Source organism: Serratia sp. 22278 (assembly GCF_052045405.1).
Classification (GTDB): domain Bacteria; phylum Pseudomonadota; class Gammaproteobacteria; order Enterobacterales; family Enterobacteriaceae; genus Serratia; species Serratia marcescens.
This window is the reverse complement of record NZ_JBQEOW010000002.1, coordinates 365,905-385,677: the sequence shown is the minus strand read 5'-3', so window position 1 is coordinate 385,677 and position 19,773 is coordinate 365,905. Positions and strand designations below refer to the sequence as shown.

The following is a 19,773-nucleotide window of genomic DNA, read 5'->3' as shown; positions in this document are numbered from 1 at the left end:
GTTTATCGATAACTGGGAGTCATTATGGCTTTTCGTTTGTACAGCAACGATCTGCAGGACGGCGGCACAATGCCGCAGACGCAGGTCTTCAACGGCATGGGCTACCACGGCGATAACCTGTCGCCGCACCTGGCCTGGGACGGCGTGCCCGAGGGCACCAAGAGCTTCGTCGTCACCCTGTACGATCCCGACGCCCCAACCGGCTCCGGCTGGTGGCACTGGGTGGTGGCCAATATTCCGGCCGACGTGCGTGAGCTGCCGCAGGGCGCAGGCTCCGGCAAAGCGCCGCTGCCGAGCGCCGCGCTGCAAACCCGTACCGACTTCGGTTCGGCCGGTTACGGCGGCGCCGCGCCGCCGAATGGCGAAAGCCACCGCTATCAGTTCACCGTGCACGCGCTGGACGTGGAAAGCATTGAGGTGGATGAAGGGTCCAGCGGCGCACTGGTGGGCTTTAACGTGCATTTCCACAGCCTCGGCAGCGCCACGCTGACGGTGATGTTCAACTGATCCCCCGCCCATAAAAAAGCGCGGCTCAACCGAACCGCGCTTCTTCCATACTCCTCTGACCGACGAATTACTTCGCCAGCACGCTGACCCACATCGGGCCTTTGCCCACCGGATAACGCGCCAGCGTGGTCAGCTCGCCGCTGGCCTGGTCAATTTCATGCACCGCGATGTGATCGGACTTCTGGCCGGACGAAATCACGAAGCGGCCGCTGTGATCGATATTGAAACCGCGCGGCTGCGTTTCGGTCGGATAATAGCCGACCACGCTCAACGTGCCGCCGTCTTCGGAGACGCTGAAGAGGGTCAGAATGCTGGCGGTGCGATCGCTGGTGTAGAGGAAACGGCCGTTCGGCGTGATATGAATGTCCGCCGCCCAGCGGGTGCCGTCGAAGTCGTCCGGCATGATATCCAGCGTTTGCGTCACGGTGTATTTGCCGCCGTTTTCCGAAATCGCCAGCACGTCCACCGTGCCGTTCAACTCATTGACGCAGTAGGCGAACTTGTCGTTATGGTGGAACGCCATATGGCGCGGGCCGGCGCCGGCGGCGATATCCACCGCCTCCTGCGCGTGCGGCGTCAGCTGGCCCGCCAGGCTCAGGTTGAACAGACGGATGCGGTCTTCTTTCAGACACGGCACCAGCACCAGCTGGTTGGTCGGATCGATGTTCGCCGAGTGCGGCGCGCTCAGGCCGTCGATCTGTTGGATCGGCGCCGTCACCACGCCGTCGTGGCCGATCGGGCTGATGCTGGCGCAGTTGCCGCTGTAGGAGGCGGAGAACAGGTAACGCCCCTGCAAATCGGTGGAGATATGGGTCGGGCTGCCCGGCAGCGGCGCCATGCCGGCCTGCTGCAGCGTGCCGTCCGCCTCGATGCGGTAGCTAACGATGCCGAACGCCGGACGCACGCCGACGTACAGGTGGGTCTTGTCCGGATGAAGGGTCATCGGCTGCACCTGGCCCGGCACGTCAACGGTTTGCAGCAGCGCCAGCGCGCCGGCGTCGTCCAACTGCCAGACGTGGATCTGCTGGCTCTCCGGGCTGGCGACATAAACGATTTGCTTCATGTGTTCTCCTTGCAAAGGGTAAAAGAGGAACCGGTTTCAGGCCGTTCGATTGCTCCTAGCTTACCGCACATCCGTCGCATGGCAACCCTGCTTAGCACCGGAAGCTCACGCGGTTTTCTCCATAGGCTATCCGGTGTACCATCGGATTAATTTTATGGCTAACGATAACGAGAACCCTATGAGCTACCGCGTCATCGCCCTCGATCTTGACGGCACCCTGCTGGACAATCAAAAACGCATCTTACCGCAGTCGCTGGAAGCGCTGGCGCAGGCGCGCGCCGCCGGCGTCCAGGTGGTGGTGGTCACCGGCCGCCATCACGTCGCCATCCATCCGTTTTACCAGGCGCTGCAGATAGATACCCCGGCCATCTGCTGCAACGGCACCTACCTGTATGATTTTCAGCAGAAAAAGGTGCTGGCCGCCGATCCCTTGGCGAAGGAGCAAGCCAAGCAGGTGCTGCAGATGCTCAAACAGACCGACATTCACGGGCTGATGTACGTTGACGATGCCATGCTGTATCAGGAGCCGAGCGGCCATGTAATTCGCTCGCTGGCCTGGGCCGAAACCCTGCCGGCGTCGCAGCGCCCGACGCTGCTGCAGGTCGGCAGCCTGACGCAGGCGGCCGACGACGCGCAGGCGATCTGGAAATTCGCCACCTCGCACGCCGATATTCCGGCGCTGCGCGAGTTTGCCGACACGGTGGAAAAAGAGCTGGGGCTGGCGTGCGAATGGTCCTGGCACGATCAGGTGGATATCGCCAAAGGCGGCAACAGCAAAGGCAAACGCCTGCGCCAATGGGTGGAGTCGCAGGGGCTGAGCATGGATCAGGTGGTGGCGTTCGGCGACAACTACAATGACATCAGCATGCTGGAAGCGGTCGGGTTGGGCGTGGCGATGGGCAACGCCGATGACGCGATCAAGGAACGCGCCGATCTGGTGATCGCCGATAACCTGCAGCCGGGCATCGCCGAGGTGATCCGCACCCGCATACTCTAGTTTTTTCGCCCTCCCGCCGGGAGGGCCTGCCTTAGCGGCTCTCGCGGCTGATCGACACGCTCTTCACCTGCGCGTACAGCCACTGCCCGGGGCGGATCGCCAGTTCATCGCGCGCCCACGGCGTGATCCGCGCCCACAGCACGTGTTCCCCGACCGCCAGCTTCACTTCCACCTGCCCGTCCACGTCCAGACACTCGCTGACCTTGGCCGGCAAGACGTTGCGAATGCTGCTGTTGACCGGCGGTTGCAGCACCAGCGAGACGTCGGCGGCGTTGATGCGAATGCGCAGTTGGGTGCCCAATTCGGCGTCGATGCCGCTGACCCACAGCCGCTGATCGCCGAGCGCCAGCGCGGTCATGGCATAGCGTTGATGATGCTCAATCACGCTGACGCGCAGCACGCTGCTCTGATCTTCACGCTGCAGCCACGGCCGCAGCGCGCTGCTGGCCCAGACGGCTTCCAGCCCGCCGAACGCGCGCACCTCGCCGCGATCCAGCACCATCACCTGCTCGGCCAGGCGCAGGATCTCGTCCAGGCTATGGCTGACGTAGAGGATAGGGATGTTCACGTCCTGCGCCAACCGCTCCAGATACGGCAGCAGCTCGCGTTTGCGCGGCAGATCGAGCGAGGCCAGCGGTTCGTCCATCAGCAGCAGTTCCGGCGCGGTCAGCAGCGCACGGCCGATCGCCACCCGCTGTTTTTCACCGCCGGAGAGCGTCAGCGGCAGCCGATTAAGCAGCGGCCCGATGCCCAGCAGCTCGACAATGGTATTGAACTGCGCGCGCATGCCAGCCGCCATACCGTACTGCAGGTTGCCGCGCACCCGATAATGCGGGAACAGCCGCGCATCCTGAAACACGTAGCCGATGCGGCGCTTTTCCGGCGGCAGGCAAAGGCCCGCGGCGGTATCCACCAGCGTGCGGCCATTGAGCGCGATGCGCCCCTGCTGTAAACGGGTCAGGCCGCCGATGGCGTTGATCAGGGAGGTTTTTCCCGCGCCGGACAGGCCGAAAATCGCGGTGATGCCCTGCGCCGGCAAATCGGCGCGGACATTGAGATTAAGGTCGCCCAGCTGCTGCGAGAAGTCCAGCTCCAGCATTTACGCCCCCATCCGTTTGCGGCCCCAGCGGGCCAGCCATTCGGACACCATCAGCGAAGCTAGCGACAGCACGATGGCGATCACGCACAGACGCGCGGCGGCGGCCTCCGCCCCCGGCGTTTCAATCAGCGTATACATCGCCAGCGGAATGGTGCGGGTTTCACCGGGAATGTTGGAGACGAAGGTGATGGTGGCGCCGAACTCCCCCAGCGAGCGGGCGAAGGCCAGCACCACGCCGACAATGACGCCGGGCAGCGACAGCGGCAGCGTGATGGTGAAAAACACCCGCCACGGGTTGGCGCCCAGCGTGCGCGCCGCCAGCTCCAGCCGAGTGTCCACCGCCTCCAGCGCCAGCCGGATAGCGCGCACCATCAGCGGAAACGCCACCACCGCCGACGCCAGCGCGGCGCCGCGCCAGCTAAAGCTGAAGCTGAAGCCAAACCAGTCGTACAGCCGCTCGCCGATGACGCCGCGCCGCCCCATGGCGATCAGCAGCAAATAGCCGACCACCACCGGCGGCAGCACCAGCGGCAGGTGAATGACGCCATCCAGCAGCGCCTTGCCGGGAAAACGGCAACGCACCAGCACCCAGGCCATCAGAATGCCGAACGGCAGGCTGCAGACTACCGCCAAACCGGAGACTTTCAGGCTCAGCTCAACCGCCTGCCACTCATACTCGCTCAGAATCATTTACGCGGGGTGAATCCATAATGTTCGAAAATAGCGGCCGCTTCCGGACTTTTCAGATAGGTATAGAAAGCGCTGACCGTCGGAGTTTGACGATCTTTCACTATCGCCATCGGATATTCAACCGGTTTGTGGCTGTCTTCCGGGAACACGCCCACCACTTTCACCTTGTCGCTGGCGACCGCATCAGAGCCGTAGACGATGCCGAGCGGCGCTTCACCGCGTTCCACCAACGCCATCGCACTGCGCACGTTGTTGGCGCGCGCCAGCTTCGGCTCCAGCAGGCTCCAGGCGCCCAGATGCTCCAGCGCCTCTTTGGCGTAGATGCCGGCCGGCACGTGATCCGGATCGCCCACCGCCAGGCGGCCGCCGCTGAGCAGCTTGGCCCAGTCGGTCTGCTTGTCGATGGCAATCTTGTCGTGTTTATCGCTCTTGGCGGCGATCAGCACCAGTTCGTTGCCCAGCAGCGTGTAACGGGTGTCTTTCACCATCTGCTGCTTGTCGATGGCGTAATCCATCCACTGCTGATCGGCGGAAATAAACAGATCGGCCGGAGCGCCCTGCTCAATTTGGCGCGCCAGCGTCGAGGACGACGCAAAGGAGGAAACCACCTGCACGTCCTTGCCTTTTTGATATTGGGTGGCGATGTCCTGCAGCGCGTTGGTCAGCGACGCGGCGGCGAACACGGTGATCTTTTCCGCCGCCGAAGCCTGAGCCACCAGGCCCGATGCCAGAACGATCCCGCCAACCCATTTGGTCCATTGCTGTTTCATTGTTTTTCTCCGCAAGTTAACGTGCATTATCACTCTTCGTTATATAAAAAATAATATAACGTTGCGCGAAAGCTTGTCATGCGGTTTATCGGCAAAGCGTGAGATAACTTGAGGAATGCCCGCCGGGGGATGCCGGCGGGTATCGGGATGGGGAACGGTCAGTGCTGGGTGCGGTTTTCTTTCGAACGGCCCACTTTGGAGAAGACGTTGAACACTTCGCCAAAACCGTAGATCAGGCCGAGAATGAGCGCCATGACCACCGGCACCATCACCACGGCGAACAACAGACTTTTCAATAATTCCAACATGATAGCCTCGCTTAACTGCCCATTGAGCGGCAAATGCCTTTCACCGCATATCGGGTTATTCTAACCCAAAAAAATCGCTAAAACCGGAGTTATTTTAGCCAGCGAGGCGAAATTGTGATCGGCCAAACGTGCCCTTTCAGCCTCCCTCATCCCGGCGCGGGGTAATAGATCAACGGCGGCGCATAGCCGGCGGGCGCCGCCAGCTTGGCCTCCACACCATATACCGCGTGAATGTTCTCCGGCGTCAGCGCCTGCCGCGGCGCGCCTGCCGCACCGATCCCGCCCCGCTGCAGCAGCGCGATCCGATCGCAATAACAGGCCGCCAGATTCAGATCGTGCAGCGTCACCACCACGCTGAGTTTCAGCCGCCGCAGCAAGGCCATAAACTGCTGCTGATGGGCGATATCCAGATGATTGGCGGGTTCGTCCAGCAGCAGCCACGGCGTTTGCTGCGCCAGCGCGCGCGCCAGATGCACCCGCTGCCGTTCACCGCCGGACAGCCGCTGCCAATCGCGATCGGCCAGGTGGCTGATGCCCACTTGCTCCATCGCCTGCCCGGCGAGGCGGCGATCCTCGGAACCAAAACCACGCCAGCGGCCGACATGGGCCAGACGCCCCAACAATACCGCCTCCTTCACCGGCAGCGCGAAGGCGCCGGGGGCGGATTGCTCGAGAAAAGCGATGCGTCTGGCGCGTTCCCGTCCGGAAAATGCGGCGATTTCGCGCCCTTCCAGCCAAACGCGGCCGCCGGCGGCGGGCTGCAGCCCGGCCAGCAGCTTAAGCAGCGTCGATTTACCGCTGCCGTTGACGCCGAGCACGCCGGTGATCTCACCGGGCAAGGCGCAGAAACTGAGATTTTCCAGCACCGTGCGCGCCCCCGCTCGCCAGCTCACCGCTTCGGCGCACAGGCCGGATCGCGCTTTTTCAATCGTCATGCATTGACCTTTCGATACAGCAACAGCAGGAATATCGGCACCCCCAGCAGCGCCGTCAGCACGCCGACCGGCAGCTCGCGCGGCGCAAACAGCGTTCTGGCCAGCGTGTCCGCCGCCACGGCGAACAGGGCGCCGCACAACGCGCTGGCCGGCAACAGCAGCCGATGCCGCGAGCCCACCAGCCGCCGGGCGACATGCGGCACCGTCAGCCCGATAAACCCCACCGCGCCGCTGAACGCGACGATCGCCGCCGTCAGCGCGGTGGTCACCACATACAGCAGCAGCTTCAGCGGGGCCACCGCCACCCCCAGCGAAGCGGCGGTCACGCCGCCAAACGCCAGCGCGTCCAGTTCGCCCGCCCGCAGCCAGCAAAGCAGCAGCGTCGCCACCAGCGCCAGCCCGCACAGCCCGACCTGCGGCCAGCGCGCGTCGCTGAACGATCCCAGCAGCCAGAACATCACGCCGCGCGTGGCGTTGGCGTCCGCCTGCCAAAGGGTGATCAGCGAAGTCAGCGCGGAGAGCAGTTGCGTCACCGCCACCCCGGCCAGAATAAACAGCGTGGACTCCCCCTCCAGCGAACGTCCGGCCAGCAGCATCACCAATGCAAACGCCGCCAGCGCGCCGATAAACGCCCCGCCGGACACCGACAACAGGCCGCCCCCCAGCCCCAACACCAACACCGTCACCGCCCCCACGCCGGCGCCGGAGGAGATCCCCAGCACCCAGGGATCGGCCAGCGGGTTGCGGGTCAGCGACTGCAGCACGGTGCCCGCCAGCGCCAGCCCGGCACCGGCCAGCGCCGCCAGCAGCGCGCGCGGCATCCGCAGCGACCAGATGATGCGCTGATACACCTCGGTATCGGTCTGCGCACCGCCGCTGACGCCGAGCACGATGCGCCAGGCGTCGTGCCACGCGATCGGCGCGGGCCCCGACAAGGTGGCGCCCAGCAGGGCCAGCGGCAGCGCCGCCGCCAGCAGCAACAACCCGCCGGCCTCACGGCCGGGCAGTAACCGCCGGCTCATGCTATTTCCAGCCTGCGATCACATAGTCGTCCAACAGTTGCCATACCGTCCCCGCCTCGCTGAAACCGGCTTGTCTGAGGGCCGCGAGCTGGAAATCCACCGGCGTCGGCGGCGGTACCGGCCGGCCGGCGAACAGCGCTTCGCGCTCGGCCTGATAAGCGGCCAAGGCCGGCGATTGCAGAGCGCCGGCGAACCAACGATCCCAATCCTCAACGCCGCTGTCCCAGGCGCGCTGTTGGGTCTGCTCGTCGTGCCGTTCGGCCAACGCTTTCAGCCGTGGCTGACGGTGGTCATAGCGCTGATGATCGGCATTGAGGAATACGCCGCCGGCGGCCAGCAGCCCGGCGACGTTACGGTACAACGCCAGCTGCTGCTCCGGCATCAGCCAGTGCAGCGCCGTGCTGGACACCGCCGCCTGCGGCGTGGGGCCGGACAGCACGGAAAAACAGGCAGGATCCGCCAGATCGGCCTGCAGAATGCGGATCCGATCGCCGTACGCCGCCAGCGCGCCGCGCGCCACCGCCAGCAGCAGCGGATCGAGATCGATGGCGGTCACCCTGGCCTGCGGAAAGCGCTGCAAAATACGCAGGCTCAGCGATCCCGGGCCACAGGCCAGATCCAGCACGTGAAAATCCTGGCCGACGGCCAGCGCCAGCACGTCCAGCTGGGCGTTAAAACGCGCTTCGCGTTCGGCGATGTAAGCCGCCTGCTGGCGATCCCAGGAGTCCAGCAGCGAAGAGAATGAAACGGCAGTCATATCAAGGTTCCTTGTTGGAAAGCGTCGGAGTCTGCGGCGGCAAGGCCGCCAGGCCCCGAATCAAACGGCCCAGCGCCGCCACGGTGCGGGCGGAAGGGTCCATGTCGTAACCGGGGAGGATCACGTAGTGCCGCTGACGTACGGCGCGCAGCGTAGCGGTCAGCGGGTGATGCTCCAGAAAGGCGATCTTGTCGGCCGCGCTGTCCCCGAAGCCGCCGCGCGGCAGATCGCCAAGCACGATCGCATCCGGATCGCGGGCGGCGATAATCTCCCAGGATACCGTCGGCCACAGCTCGGGCAGATCGCCGAACAGGTTCTCGCTGCCGACGCTGCGGCTCAGCAAACCTGGCGCGCCGCAGCAACCCGCCACGTAGGGCGTCTGCGTGCCGGCATACCACCACAGCAGACGCCGATGCGGCAATGGCGCGCGCTGCGGTTCGAGCGCCTTCAGCTGCTCGCGCAGCCGCGCGATCAGCGCTTCACCGGCGCGGCCAGCGTTAAAAATGCGCGCCAGCTCCCGCAGCTCGGTGAAAATGTCTTCGAACGTCAGCGCGGCGGCGATCGCGCTTTGCTGGCCGCTGCAGGCGCCGGGGGAGAGATAAGTGTCGATGCCCCATTCCGCCAACCGCGCCCGATCGGGCGTTTCCGGGCTGTGCAGCCAGTAATAGCTGGCCGAATAGACAAAATCCGGCCGCATCAGCAGCAACGCTTCCGCCGTGGGCGGCGCCGGGCCGGCGGGCGCCCGCAGCGTATCGGCCGACGCCGTCGGCGCGGGATCCCGCGTGCGGTCATACCCGACCACGCCGATCGCACGGCCAGCCAGCCCCAGCGCCAGCAGGTTTTCCAGCGCCGGATTGGCGTAGACCAGCACCCGCTGCGGCGGCTGCGGGTAATCGCGCATTGCCCCGCAATTGTGCAGGCTGACGGCATAGGCGTGCAGCGGCACGCCCCAGCCCAATCCCAGGGCGCACAACAACAGGTAAAGCGAACGTTTCACGACGTCAGAACCTGACCGACACGAAGGTTTCATAACTGCGCGGCGGCGCGATCAGCGCCTGATCCGGGTAGGTGCGCTGATAGGCGTACAGCTGGTTGGTGGCGTTGCGAATGCGGAAACCGACATCGACGATCGGCGTCAGCTGATAATCCGCCGCCAGATCAAGCGTGGTGTACGCGCGCATCTTGCGCTGGTTGGCGTCGTCGTTGTAACTGCTGCCGACATAGCGCAGCGAAGAAGCCAGCCCCAAACGTTCCGTCGCCTGATAATGCACGCTGAGGTTGGCGGTCCAGTCCGGGATATAGGCCGGGCGATTGCCGTTGTAGCTGCGCAGCGGGCTGCCGCCGCGATAGTCGTCGTAGCGGGCGTGCGTATAGGCGGCGTTGCCGGCCAGCTCCCAACGATCGTCGGGACGCAGCACCACGCCAAGCTCGATGCCGCGCGACGTCTGCCTGCCTACCGCGTTCAATGCATCCGGCCGCTGCGCATCGGGCACAAACAGGTTGTCCTTGCGCAGTTCATACAGCGCCAGCGTCGCCTCGCCCTTGTGATCCCAAAATTGCCCTTTGGCGCCGGCCTCCCACTGGCGCGCTCGCGTCAGCGGCAGATCGGTCTGCGTCGGGCTGAGGAAGAACAGATCGTTGCCCGGCTCCTGGCCGGTGGTGTAGTTGGCGTAAAGCGTGAGGTTATCGGTCAGCGCATAGCTGGGGCCCAGGCTCCAGGTGCTGAAAACATAGGTGCGCGCGCGGCTGTCTTCCTGCGGCCCCTGGAAGCGCCAGTCCATGTCCATATGGTTGTAGCGCAGTTGGCCCAGCAACGCTAAACGCTCGGTCAGGCTGAAGCGATCTTCAAGAAAAGCGGCGTACTGATTCTGAGTAACGTGGCGCACCGGCGCGCGTTGACTGGCGGTGCCCTGAGCGAACGGTTCTCTGGGCGGCGCGCCGAGCGGCACGTCCTCGGAGCCGGGGAAACCGTTGGAGTAGTACTGAAAATGCCGCTTGCTCAGATCGAAGCCGACCAGCAACCGGTTATCGAAACCGGCGATAACGCGATCGAACACCAGCGAACTGCGGTTGCCGATCAGATCGTCGTCGTGCGCCAGAGCGCCGAAAGAGTCGCGGTTGACGTCGCCGGGCCGAGCCGCCGCCGCGACGCGGAAACGTTCGACGTTGCGCCATTCGCGAAAGCCGCTGTAGTAATAGAATTGGTTATGCCACTCCACTTCGGGCGTCATAAACCAGTCCAGACTGGTCTGAAACGCGGTGGCGTTGCTCTGGATGCGGCTGTCGGTCAGGTTGTTGTAATTGATGTCGCGCAGCTCGCCGGCAATGCGCCCATGCAGCAGCGGCGTGCCGTAGTAAGGGTTGTTGGTGCGGTTGAGCATGCGGTCCAGGCTCAGCGTCAGCAACGCATCGTCCGTCAATTTAAACAGCAGCGAGCCGGAAACCCGCTTCTGCCGATCGCGTTCATACTGCACGTTGCTGCCGCTGTCGTTGCCACTGACGTCTAACCGGTACGCCACCGCATCGTCCACCAGCGCGCCGCCGGCCCCCAGATGCAGACGCTGGCTGCGGTAGCTGCCGAAGCCATAGTCGAGTTCAACCGGCTGGCGGCTGAAGGTCGGCCGCCGCGAGATCAGGTTGACGCTGCCGCCTGCGGCGCTCAGTCCGTTCAATGCCGACCCCGGCCCGCGCAGCACCTCGATGCTGTCGTAATGCGCCGGATCGCCCAGCTGCAGCGTGCTGCCGGGCATCTCTACGCCGTTATACAGCCAGGCGATCGGCCGAAAACCGCGCGCGGAAAAGTTGTTGGACAACGTTGGCGAAGCGACGCCGGACAGACCGGTGGCGCGTTCGACGGCGGCGGCCAGCGAGCGATCGCCCCGCTGTTGGATCGCCCGCGCGCGGATGATATCGACGCTGCGCGGCGTCTCCCGAGCGCTCAGCCCGAGCTGTGACGCGCTGCGGCTCAGGGCGTTCAACGCATCGTAACGCCCGGCGGAGGCCGCCGCCTCCACGGTGAGATGTTCTTCACATCCCGTGGCATTGCGGGCTTTATCGCAGTCGGCGGCGAAAGCCAGCGGCGCCGTCAGTGCGCCGCCGACCCAGGCGGCAAGGCATAAAGATTTTCTGGGCGTGCCAAGACGCCGGCGTGTCGTACTCATGTGGTGCATCCCTGTGGTGAAATAAAAACCGGCCGCAGCCGGCGTAAAGCCTTATTGTTTTTCTGTTATGTTATATTATAACAATAAAGCAATGCCAGTCTTTATTACCCCGCTCTCCAGCGCACTGCGTTTGGCGCTTTGTCGCCAAATCGGCGACAATAAGATTTTTGCCGCCGACAGGATGCGCTATGCAGGCCGAAATTCTTCTGACTCTCAAACTCCAGCAAAAGCTGTTCGCCGATCCGCGCCGCATCGCGCTGCTGAAACAGGTACAGCACACCGGCTCCATCAGCCAGGGCGCCAAACTGGCGGGCATCAGCTACAAAAGCGCCTGGGACGCCATCAATGAGATGAACCAACTGGCGGAACACACGGTGGTGGACCGCGCCACCGGCGGAAAAGGCGGCGGCGGCGCGCAGCTGACGCACTACGGCCAACGGCTGATCCAGCTGTATGACCTGCTGGGCCAGGTGCAGCAAAAGGCCTTCGACGTGTTGCAGCAGGACGATCTGCCGCTCGACAGTCTGCTGGCGGCCATCTCGCGCTTCTCGCTGCAAACCAGCGCGCGCAATCAATTTTTCGGCACCGTCATCGAGCGCGATCATCAGCAGGTGCAGCAGCATCTGGCGATCTTGTTGAACGACGGCAGCACTCGCCTGACGGCGGCCATCACCCAGCAAAGCGCCGACCGGCTGCAACTGACGCCGGGCAAAGAGGTGCTGGCGCTGATCAAGGCGCCCTGGGTGCGGTTAAGCGTCGAGACGGCGGAACATGCCGACGCGGATAACGCGCTGGCGGGCGTGGTGGCCGGCATTCAGCCGGGCGCCGAACACAGCGAGGTGCTGGTGACGCTGGCGGGGGGCGAAACCCTGTGCGCCACGCTGACGACGGCGGAGTTGCAGCGCCTGCAGCTGAGCGTCGGCGCCGCCGTACACGCCCTGTTCAACGCCGACCACGTGATTGTCGCCACGTTGTGTTAAGCGCAACGTAACGTTGCATTTTTGTTGATTGACATCCCCCTGCAATACGCCTATTTCTAAGGCAAATAATTGCAAAAAAAGGAACAGGTGATGTCGTCGTTGCATATTTCGCAAGGTTCATTCCGCTTAAGCGATACCCGCACCCTGACGTTGGATGCACTGGCGATCCAGGCCGGCGACAGCTGGGCCTTCGTCGGCGCCAACGGCAGCGGCAAATCCGCCCTGGCGCGCGCGCTGGCCGACGAACTGGTTCTGTTGAGCGGCGAGCGCCGCAGCGACTTTCAGCACGCGGTGCGCATCTCCTTCGAACAGCTGCAAAAAATGGTCAGCGACGAGTGGCAACGCAACAACACCGATCTGCTCAGCGCGGACGAAGACGACACCGGCCGCACCGCGGCGGAGATCATTCAGGAAGAGGTGAAAGACGCCGCGCGCTGTGAGCGGCTGGCCGCGCAGTTCGGCATCACCGCCCTGCTGACGCGCCGCTTCAAATACCTCTCCACCGGCGAAACGCGCAAGACCCTGCTGTGCCGGGCGCTGATGCCCGAGCCCGACCTGCTGATCCTCGACGAACCCTTCGACGGGCTGGACGTGCACTCGCGCGCGCAGCTCGCCGCGTTGCTGAGCGAGCTTTCCGCCCAGGGCCAAACCGTGGTGCTGGTGCTCAACCGGTTCGACGAAATACCGGATTTTGTCCGCCAGGTGGGCGTGCTGGCGGACTGCACCCTGACCAGCCGCGGGCCGCGCAGCCAGGTAATGGCGGACGCGCTGGTGGCGCAGTTGGCGCACAGCGAAAACCTCAGCGGGCTGGCGCTGCCGGAAACCGAGGATCCGACGCAAAAAGTGGCCCTGCCGGCGGATCGGCCGCTGATCGTCCTGCGCGACGGCGTGGTCAGCTATAACGATCGGCCGATCCTCAATCATCTCGACTGGCAGGTTAACCCCGGCGAGCACTGGCAGATCGTCGGCCCGAACGGCGCCGGCAAATCCACGCTGCTCAGCTTGATCACCGGCGATCATCCACAGGGCTACAGCAACGATCTGACGCTGTTCGGCCGCCGCCGCGGCAGCGGGGAAACCATCTGGGAAATCAAACGCCATATCGGCTACGTCAGCAGCAGCCTGCATCTGGATTATCGCGTCAACACCAGCGTGCGCAACGTGGTGCTGTCAGGGTTCTTCGATTCGATCGGCATTTATCAGGCGGTCTCGGATCGTCAGCGGCAGCTGACAGAGCAATGGCTGGCGCTGCTCGGGCTCAACGGCGCGCGCGGTGACGCCCCGTTCCACAGCCTTTCCTGGGGCCAACAGCGGCTGGCGCTGATCGCCCGCGCGCTGGTGAAACACCCGGCGCTGCTGATCCTCGACGAGCCGCTGCAGGGGCTGGATCCGCTCAATCGCCAGCTGGTGCGCCGCTTTATCGACGTGCTGATCGGCCAGGGCGCCACCCAGTTGCTGTTCGTCTCGCACCATGCCGAAGATGCGCCGCAGTGCATCACTCACCGCCTCAGCTTCGTGCCCGACGGCGAAGGCGGCTATGGTTACCAACAGCAACGGCTGGAGGCGGCCTCCGCCTGAAACGCGGCGTAAACATATCCGGCAACACTTCACCGCAGCACATCACATTTGGCCTTTTATCATAGAAAGGAAGAAGGCCATTTTTGGAGACGCCATGTCCGCTGCGTTGATTATCATCGACCTGATCGAAGATCTGATCGGGCCCAAAGGGCGCGCCAACCACTGCCGCGAACAGGTGATGACGACCCACCTGCTTGCCAACGTCAATGCCGCCGCGGCCTATGCCCGGGTGCGAAAAATCCCGGTGATTTGGGTGCGGGTGGGATTCGCCGACGATTATCATGACATCCCGCCCCATTCGCCGCTGTTCAACCATCTCAAGCAGATCGGCGCGCTGCGGCTAAATGGCCCGGGCTGCCGCTGGATGCCCGAACTGCATCAGGAAGAGACCGATCTGCAGTTTGAAAAAACGGCAGTCAGCGCTTTCTCCGGTAACAATTTGTTAGCCTGGCTGCGGCAACATCGGTGCCACCATCTGCTGCTGGCGGGCATCAGCACGCCGCTCGCCATCGAGAGCACCGCGCGGCAGGCGCACGACGCCGGCTTTCAGGTGACCGTGCTGCACGATCTGTGCGCGGCCCCCACGCAGGAGATCCACCAGCAGAGCCTGGATACCCTGCAAAACCTGGCCGAAATCACCCGTTCGCAGGCATGGATGAAAGGCTAACCCTCCTCGCCGCCGGTCGTGTGGGCCGGCATCATGCATAAATGCATCACTGCCCCGACCTTTAGCGTCATCCTGGTGTGCTACTATCCGCTCTAGCGCTCAATTTTGCCATCATCGCACGCCGCAAAGGCGCTGAGCGCCGTGTACATATTTAAAGGGACATATCATGTGGGGCGTACTGGCTGCTTCGTTATTTTTCTTGCCGTTTAATCGGCTGATAGCCTGGGTGATCCTGGCCGCCTCGGCGGGCATGGGGCTTTATCATGGGGTACTGACGCCGCTCAGCCTGAGTTATCTGCTGGCGATCGTAGCGCTGGCGGGGTTGCGCCACCATTTTCGCGCGCAGCGTAATCTGGCGATTGCGCTCGAAGGGCTGGTGGTCGCCGGCTGCGTGGCGCTGTTCTTGCACCTGGTGCCCGGCATCCACAATCAACTGATGATCGACGGCGAAAAAGCCGGTCCGCTCAGCGCGCCGTTCACCATGTATTACAACTTCGATAAGGCGATGGTGCCCTTCCTGCTGTTCGCCTGCTTGCCCACGCTGTTTTCCGCCGAACGCGGCGGCAACGCCAGCAGAGCGGGCTGGATTGCGCTGCTGCTGGCCGTGCCGGCGCTGTTGCTGCTGGCCGTCGCGCTGGGCGGCTTAAAAATTGAGTGGCATGCGCCCGCCTGGATCCTGCCTTTCGTGATGGCGAACCTGTTCTTTGTCTGCATGGCCGAGGAAGCGCTGTTTCGCGGCTACCTGCAACAGCGCCTCAGCCAGTGGCTGGGCGCCTGGCCGGCGCTGATCGTCGCCTCCCTGGTGTTCGGCGCCGCGCATCTGGCGGGCGGTACGCTGATGGTGATCTTCGCGACCCTCGCCGGGGTGATCTACGGCATGGCGTGGATGTGGAGCGGCCGTCTGTGGGTGCCGATTCTGTTCCATTTCGGGCTTAATCTGACCCATCTGCTGTTCTTCACCTATCCGCTGTACCAGCATTCTTAACGGCTGAAGCCGGCAGAGAGCCCCTCTCTGCCGGCTGGTCGGGTGAAAACGCTATCACCGGCACTTCACCGCAATGCCCTCAATCACGTTGCCGCCTGCTTTTCTTCGCCCCTCCTGCGCTTTGCAATGAAGTGTAAACGATTCCATTTTTCGCGTTAGATCACCTTTTTACCGCCGCGGGCGTGCTATCTTTCTGCGCAACAGCCTCTCCCTGTTCAGCAACGGGCGTCTCAAGACGGTAATTGGAAGCGATTACACTTTCGTCGGCGCCAAGAAAGGAACCGTATGACGGAATTTAACCCTATCGATCATCCGCACCGCCGCTACAATCCGCTGAGCGGCCAGTGGGTGCTGGTCTCACCGCACCGCGCCAAGCGCCCCTGGCAGGGCCAGCAGGAGGCCGTCCCCACAGAAACGCTGCCGGCGCACGATCCCGACTGTTTCCTGTGCCCGGGCAACGCGCGCGTCACCGGCGATCGCAATCCGGATTATCGCGGTACCTATGTTTTCACCAACGATTTCGCCGCGCTGATGAGCGATACGCCGCCGGCGCCCAACAGCCAGGATCCGCTGATGCGCAGCCAGAGCGCGCGCGGCGTCAGCCGGGTGATCTGCTTCTCTCCCGATCACAGCAAGACCCTGCCCGAACTGACGCTGCCGGCGCTGGAGCAGGTGGTCGCCGCCTGGCAGGCGCAAACCGATGAGCTGGGCAAGCACTACCCCTGGGTACAGCTGTTCGAAAACAAAGGCGCGGCGATGGGCTGCTCCAACCCGCACCCGCACGGGCAGGTCTGGGCCAACAGTTTTCTGCCGAACGAGGCCGAACGCGAAGATCGCCTGCAGCACGACTATTTCCGGGAATATGCCTCCCCGCTGCTGCTGGATTATGCACAGCGCGAGCTGGCCGCAGGCGAACGCATCGTGGTGAACACCGAACACTGGCTGGCGGTGGTGCCCTACTGGGCCGCCTGGCCGTTTGAAACGCTGCTGCTGCCGAAAACGGCGGTGCAGCGCATCACCGAACTCGGCGCGGCGCAGAGCAGCGATCTGGCGCTGGCGCTGAAGAAGCTGACCAGCCGCTACGACAACCTGTTCCAGTGTTCCTTCCCCTATTCGATGGGATGGCACGGCGCGCCGTTCAACGGCGCCGACAACCGGCACTGGCAGCTGCACGCCCATTTCTATCCGCCGCTGCTGCGTTCAGCCAGCGTGCGCAAATTTATGGTCGGTTACGAGATGCTGGCGGAAACCCAGCGCGACCTGACAGCCGAACAGGCCGCAGAGCGTCTGCGCGCCGTCAGCGATATTCATTACCGTGAAGCCGGAGCCCAAGCATGAGCCTGAAACCGCTTACCCATTCCCTGTTTACCGAGCACTTCGGCTACGCGCCGGCGTTGACCATCCAGGCGCCGGGGCGGGTGAACCTGATCGGCGAGCATACCGATTACAACGACGGCTTCGTGCTGCCCTGCGCCATCGATTACCAAACCGTCATCGCCTGCGCCAAGCGCGACGACCGCCAGATCCGCGTGCTGGCCGCCGATTATCAGAATCAGCAGGATCAATTCTCGCTCGACGAGCCGATCGTCAGCCACCCCGATCAGCGCTGGTCCGACTATGTGCGCGGCGTGGTGAAACATCTTCAGCGCCGCAACGCCGACTTCGGCGGCGCGGATCTGGTGATCGCCGGCAATGTGCCGCAAGGGGCGGGGCTCAGCTCCTCCGCCGCGCTGGAGGTGGCGGTGGGCCAGGCGCTGCAGGCGCTCTATCAGCTGCCGCTGGACGGCGTGGCGCTGGCGCTGAACGGCCAGGAGGCGGAGAACCAGTTCGTCGGCTGCAACTGCGGCATCATGGACCAGTTGATCTCCGCGCTCGGCCGGCGCGACAGCGCTCTGCTGATCGACTGCCGCTCGCTGGAAACCCGTGCGGTGCCGATGCCGGACAACGTCGCGGTGGTGATCGTCAACTCCAATGTGCAGCGCGGGCTGGTGGACAGCGAGTACAACACCCGCCGCACACAGTGCGAAGAAGCGGCGCGATTCTTCGGCGTCAAGGCGCTGCGCGACGTCAGCCCCGAACAATTTGCAGCGCGTCAACATCAGTTGGATCCGTTGGTGGCCAAACGCGCGCGGCACGTCATCAGCGAGAACGCCCGCACGCTGGCGGCGGCCGACGCGCTGGCGGCCGGCGACCTGCAGCGCATGGGCCGGCTGATGGCGGAATCCCACGCCTCGATGCGCGATGACTTTGAAATCACCGTGCCGCCGATCGATCGGTTGGTCGAGATCGTCAAAGCGACGATCGGCCCGCGCGGTGGCGTGCGCATGACCGGCGGCGGCTTTGGCGGCTGCATCGTCGCGCTGATGCCGCAGGATCTCGTGGAGACAGTGCGTGCCGCCGTGGCGCACGAGTATCCGCGGCAAACCGGCGGATTGCAGGAAACCTTCTATGTCTGCCAGGCTTCGCAGGGGGCCGGCCCATGCTGACGGTGAGCACGGAAGCGGCGCCCGATGGGCAACCTTACCAGCTGACACTGCTGCAAAACGCCGACGGCATGACGGTGACGCTGATGGACTGGGGCGCCACCTGGCTGTCCGCCGTCTTGCCGCTCAAATCCGGTGAAAAGCGCGAACTGCTGCTCGGCTGCCGCAGCCCGGCGGACTACCCACGTCAGGGCGCCTATCTGGGCGCCACCGTCGGCCGTTACGCCAACCGCATCGCCAACGCCAGTCTGCCCATCGGCGGGAAAACCCATGCGCTGGCCGCCAATCAGGGCGCCCATCAGCTGCACGGTGGCCCCGACGGTTTTCATGCCCGCCGCTGGCGCCGGGTGCAGCATGATGCGCAGCAGGTCTGCTATGCGCTGCATTCGGCGGAGGGCGATCAGGGTTTCCCCGGCAATCTCGACGTGCAGGTTTGTTACCGCCTGACCTCGGATAATCGCCTGGAAATCAACTATCTGGCGCAGGTCGATCGCCCCTGCCCGGTCAATCTGACCAACCACGCCTATTTCAATCTGGACGGCGCCGGCACCGACGCCCGCGCCCAACGGTTGCAGCTGTTCGCCGATCGCTACCTGCCTGTCGACGCCGAGGGCATTCCCTGCGCCGATCTGACGCCGGTGGACGGCAGCGGCATGGATTTTCGTCAGCCGAAAACGCTGCTGCAGGATTTCCTGCGCGATCGCGACCAGCAGCGGGTGCAAGGCTACGATCACGCCTTTCTGCTGCATCGTACCTGCGGGGCGCTGGAGAGCCCGGCGGCGCATTTGTGGTCCGCCGACGGGCAAGTGCAAATGAGCGTGTTCACCGACGCGCCTGCGCTGCAGCTCTACAGCGGCAATTATCTGGCCGGCACGCCGGCGCGCGATGGCGGCAGCTACGCCAACCATGCCGGCGTGGCGCTGGAGAGCGAGTTTTTGCCGGACAGCCCGCACCATCCCGAGTGGCCGCAGCCGGACTGTTGGCTGCAACCGGGGAGCCGCTACCGCAGCGCCACGCATTATCAGTTTTATCCTATCTGACCCGCTACGCCCCTCGCCGTGCGGCCGGGGGCAATTTGTTATAAATGCTTACCTTTTAGCGCCATCCCCCCACCGGCGCCCACCTTCCCTTATTCCAAAGCGCGCACTACACTCAGGCTACCGTGATAAGCACAACGCCTTGTGCAACGTCACAATTTTCGGCCGATGGCGGCCAATCAATAGCTGAAGGAACACCTATGCGTCTGATTACTGCACTTCCATTGCTGGCGGGCTTAATGCTGAGCACCAATCTGATGGCGGCCGACGCGACGACGGCGACGAAAACGCCTTCGCCGGCGCAGGCGGCCCAACAGAAACGCATGACCGATTGCAACCAGCAGGCATCCACCAAGTCGCTGAAAGGCGCCGATCGCTCCACCTTTATGAGCACCTGCCTGAAGTCCGAAGGCACCGCTGCGTCCGGCAAAACCCTGACGCCGCAGCAGCAGAAAATGAAAAGCTGCAATGCCGACGCCAAGACCAAGGATCTGAAGGGCGACGCGCGTAAAACCTTCATGAGCAACTGCCTGAAAAAATCGGCCTGATTTCCCCTCTGCCACGGCGCGTCCGGAGCGATTCCGACGCGCCGTTTCTCCCCCTTCCGCCTCAGCCTGAACGATTCAGCTTTTTCCTTTCGCCAGCCCTTACTTTGCGGCAAGAAATTGGCTATGGTTAGACACTATCGATTGCCGAGCCCCGGCCCGCGGCAATATAATGATTTTCGTTATCAT

20 protein-coding genes are annotated in these 19,773 nt (G+C 63.8%); 10 read left to right on the top strand and 10 right to left on the bottom strand.

Translation table 11 applies throughout. The features are described 5' to 3' along the window. Positions 1-24 precede the first annotated feature (24 nt). Entirely contained in the window at positions 25-507 is a 483-nt protein-coding gene (locus tag ACTJJ6_RS06480) for a kinase inhibitor (protein ID WP_016928694.1), read from the top strand. Between the two features lie 67 nt (positions 508-574). Here the strand turns inward: ACTJJ6_RS06480 and pgl are convergent, their stop codons facing one another. Beyond that, positions 575-1,570, bottom strand: a complete 996-nt coding sequence (pgl, locus tag ACTJJ6_RS06475; RefSeq protein WP_016928695.1) for a 6-phosphogluconolactonase — start codon at positions 1,568-1,570, stop codon at positions 575-577. 178 nt (positions 1,571-1,748) lie between these two features. Between pgl and ACTJJ6_RS06470 the strand changes: the two genes are divergently transcribed. Then, positions 1,749-2,567, top strand: a complete 819-nt coding sequence (locus ACTJJ6_RS06470; RefSeq protein WP_049299447.1) for a pyridoxal phosphatase — start codon at positions 1,749-1,751, stop codon at positions 2,565-2,567. 31 nt (positions 2,568-2,598) lie between these two features. On the opposite strand, the gene modC is transcribed toward ACTJJ6_RS06470, so the two are convergent. The 9 genes from modC to ACTJJ6_RS06425 all read right to left on the bottom strand — a co-directional run bounded on the left by modC (position 2,599) and on the right by ACTJJ6_RS06425 (position 11,309). Continuing rightward, positions 2,599-3,666 (bottom strand): molybdenum ABC transporter ATP-binding protein ModC, encoded by a 1,068-nt coding sequence (modC, locus tag ACTJJ6_RS06465; protein WP_016928697.1) that lies wholly within the window; start codon positions 3,664-3,666, stop codon positions 2,599-2,601. Further along, positions 3,667-4,356, bottom strand: coding sequence for a molybdate ABC transporter permease subunit (gene modB / locus ACTJJ6_RS06460; RefSeq protein ID WP_115436362.1), 690 nt, complete (start codon positions 4,354-4,356; stop codon positions 3,667-3,669). After that, positions 4,353-5,126 carry a molybdate ABC transporter substrate-binding protein gene (modA, locus tag ACTJJ6_RS06455; protein WP_097102587.1) on the bottom strand — a complete coding sequence of 258 codons (774 nt, stop codon included), beginning with the start codon at positions 5,124-5,126 and terminating at the stop codon, positions 4,353-4,355. The genes modB and modA overlap by 4 nt, the downstream gene beginning before the upstream one ends. 158 nt (positions 5,127-5,284) lie before the next feature. Continuing rightward, complete coding sequence (locus ACTJJ6_RS06450) at positions 5,285-5,434, bottom strand: AcrZ family multidrug efflux pump-associated protein (RefSeq protein ID WP_004939813.1); 150 nt, start codon at positions 5,432-5,434, stop codon at positions 5,285-5,287. Positions 5,435-5,580: 146 nt separating this feature from the next. Next, positions 5,581-6,369 carry an ABC transporter ATP-binding protein gene (locus ACTJJ6_RS06445; protein WP_016928700.1) on the bottom strand — a complete coding sequence of 263 codons (789 nt, stop codon included), beginning with the start codon at positions 6,367-6,369 and terminating at the stop codon, positions 5,581-5,583. After that, positions 6,366-7,391 carry a FecCD family ABC transporter permease gene (locus ACTJJ6_RS06440; RefSeq protein WP_115436360.1) on the bottom strand — a complete coding sequence of 342 codons (1,026 nt, stop codon included), beginning with the start codon at positions 7,389-7,391 and terminating at the stop codon, positions 6,366-6,368. The genes ACTJJ6_RS06445 and ACTJJ6_RS06440 overlap by 4 nt, the downstream gene beginning before the upstream one ends. Before the next feature lies 1 nt (position 7,392). Continuing rightward, positions 7,393-8,148: a class I SAM-dependent methyltransferase gene (locus ACTJJ6_RS06435; protein WP_197758176.1), complete on the bottom strand. Its 756-nt coding sequence runs from the start codon at positions 8,146-8,148 to the stop codon at positions 7,393-7,395. A 1-nt stretch (position 8,149) separates the two neighbouring features. Beyond that, the gene (locus ACTJJ6_RS06430) at positions 8,150-9,145 is read right to left on the bottom strand and encodes an ABC transporter substrate-binding protein (RefSeq protein ID WP_421085755.1); all 996 of its coding nucleotides are present in this window, start codon (positions 9,143-9,145) and stop codon (positions 8,150-8,152) included. A 4-nt stretch (positions 9,146-9,149) separates the two neighbouring features. Then, on the bottom strand, positions 9,150-11,309 hold the full coding sequence (locus ACTJJ6_RS06425; protein WP_440801488.1) for a TonB-dependent receptor: 2,160 nt from the start codon (positions 11,307-11,309) through the stop codon (positions 9,150-9,152). A gap of 188 nt (positions 11,310-11,497) precedes the next feature. Between ACTJJ6_RS06425 and modE the strand changes: the two genes are divergently transcribed. From modE to ACTJJ6_RS06385, 8 genes are all read left to right on the top strand, one after another. Further along, positions 11,498-12,289 (top strand): molybdenum-dependent transcriptional regulator, encoded by a 792-nt coding sequence (gene modE / locus ACTJJ6_RS06420; RefSeq protein WP_033641058.1) that lies wholly within the window; start codon positions 11,498-11,500, stop codon positions 12,287-12,289. Between the two features lie 90 nt (positions 12,290-12,379). Beyond that, the gene (gene modF, locus ACTJJ6_RS06415) at positions 12,380-13,867 is read left to right on the top strand and encodes a molybdate ABC transporter ATP-binding protein ModF (protein ID WP_033641473.1); all 1,488 of its coding nucleotides are present in this window, start codon (positions 12,380-12,382) and stop codon (positions 13,865-13,867) included. A 94-nt stretch (positions 13,868-13,961) separates the two neighbouring features. Then, positions 13,962-14,534, top strand: coding sequence for a cysteine hydrolase family protein (locus tag ACTJJ6_RS06410; protein WP_016928708.1), 573 nt, complete (start codon positions 13,962-13,964; stop codon positions 14,532-14,534). A 166-nt stretch (positions 14,535-14,700) separates the two neighbouring features. Continuing rightward, entirely contained in the window at positions 14,701-15,519 is an 819-nt protein-coding gene (locus ACTJJ6_RS06405) for a CPBP family intramembrane glutamic endopeptidase (RefSeq protein WP_049299443.1), read from the top strand. Between the two features lie 285 nt (positions 15,520-15,804). Beyond that, positions 15,805-16,857: a galactose-1-phosphate uridylyltransferase gene (gene galT / locus ACTJJ6_RS06400; RefSeq protein WP_143778698.1), complete on the top strand. Its 1,053-nt coding sequence runs from the start codon at positions 15,805-15,807 to the stop codon at positions 16,855-16,857. After that, positions 16,854-18,005, top strand: a complete 1,152-nt coding sequence (gene galK, locus ACTJJ6_RS06395) for a galactokinase (RefSeq protein ID WP_021504595.1) — start codon at positions 16,854-16,856, stop codon at positions 18,003-18,005. Before galT ends, galK begins: the two co-directional genes overlap by 4 nt. After that, positions 17,999-19,042, top strand: a complete 1,044-nt coding sequence (gene galM, locus ACTJJ6_RS06390) for a galactose-1-epimerase (protein WP_440801484.1) — start codon at positions 17,999-18,001, stop codon at positions 19,040-19,042. The genes galK and galM overlap by 7 nt, the downstream gene beginning before the upstream one ends. Positions 19,043-19,239: 197 nt before the next feature. Continuing rightward, the gene (locus tag ACTJJ6_RS06385) at positions 19,240-19,587 is read left to right on the top strand and encodes a PsiF family protein (protein WP_033633898.1); all 348 of its coding nucleotides are present in this window, start codon (positions 19,240-19,242) and stop codon (positions 19,585-19,587) included. Positions 19,588-19,773 lie beyond the last annotated feature (186 nt).

What these genes read in the sequence shown, in the direction of transcription:
- ACTJJ6_RS06480 (WP_016928694.1), top strand. Translation starts at nt 25, where the DNA reads ATGGCTTTTCGTTTGTACAGCAACGATCTGCAGGACGGCGGCACAATG.
- pgl (WP_016928695.1), bottom strand. Translation starts at nt 1,570, where the DNA reads ATGAAGCAAATCGTTTATGTCGCCAGCCCGGAGAGCCAGCAGATCCAC.
- ACTJJ6_RS06470 (WP_049299447.1), top strand. Translation starts at nt 1,749, where the DNA reads ATGAGCTACCGCGTCATCGCCCTCGATCTTGACGGCACCCTGCTGGAC.
- modC (WP_016928697.1), bottom strand. Translation starts at nt 3,666, where the DNA reads ATGCTGGAGCTGGACTTCTCGCAGCAGCTGGGCGACCTTAATCTCAAT.
- modB (WP_115436362.1), bottom strand. Translation starts at nt 4,356, where the DNA reads ATGATTCTGAGCGAGTATGAGTGGCAGGCGGTTGAGCTGAGCCTGAAA.
- modA (WP_097102587.1), bottom strand. Translation starts at nt 5,126, where the DNA reads ATGAAACAGCAATGGACCAAATGGGTTGGCGGGATCGTTCTGGCATCG.
- ACTJJ6_RS06450 (WP_004939813.1), bottom strand. Translation starts at nt 5,434, where the DNA reads ATGTTGGAATTATTGAAAAGTCTGTTGTTCGCCGTGGTGATGGTGCCG.
- ACTJJ6_RS06445 (WP_016928700.1), bottom strand. Translation starts at nt 6,369, where the DNA reads ATGACGATTGAAAAAGCGCGATCCGGCCTGTGCGCCGAAGCGGTGAGC.
- ACTJJ6_RS06440 (WP_115436360.1), bottom strand. Translation starts at nt 7,391, where the DNA reads ATGAGCCGGCGGTTACTGCCCGGCCGTGAGGCCGGCGGGTTGTTGCTG.
- ACTJJ6_RS06435 (WP_197758176.1), bottom strand. Translation starts at nt 8,148, where the DNA reads ATGACTGCCGTTTCATTCTCTTCGCTGCTGGACTCCTGGGATCGCCAG.
- ACTJJ6_RS06425 (WP_440801488.1), bottom strand. Translation starts at nt 11,309, where the DNA reads ATGAGTACGACACGCCGGCGTCTTGGCACGCCCAGAAAATCTTTATGC.
- modE (WP_033641058.1), top strand. Translation starts at nt 11,498, where the DNA reads ATGCAGGCCGAAATTCTTCTGACTCTCAAACTCCAGCAAAAGCTGTTC.
- modF (WP_033641473.1), top strand. Translation starts at nt 12,380, where the DNA reads ATGTCGTCGTTGCATATTTCGCAAGGTTCATTCCGCTTAAGCGATACC.
- ACTJJ6_RS06410 (WP_016928708.1), top strand. Translation starts at nt 13,962, where the DNA reads ATGTCCGCTGCGTTGATTATCATCGACCTGATCGAAGATCTGATCGGG.
- ACTJJ6_RS06405 (WP_049299443.1), top strand. Translation starts at nt 14,701, where the DNA reads ATGTGGGGCGTACTGGCTGCTTCGTTATTTTTCTTGCCGTTTAATCGG.
- galT (WP_143778698.1), top strand. Translation starts at nt 15,805, where the DNA reads ATGACGGAATTTAACCCTATCGATCATCCGCACCGCCGCTACAATCCG.
- galK (WP_021504595.1), top strand. Translation starts at nt 16,854, where the DNA reads ATGAGCCTGAAACCGCTTACCCATTCCCTGTTTACCGAGCACTTCGGC.
- galM (WP_440801484.1), top strand. Translation starts at nt 17,999, where the DNA reads ATGCTGACGGTGAGCACGGAAGCGGCGCCCGATGGGCAACCTTACCAG.
- ACTJJ6_RS06385 (WP_033633898.1), top strand. Translation starts at nt 19,240, where the DNA reads ATGCGTCTGATTACTGCACTTCCATTGCTGGCGGGCTTAATGCTGAGC.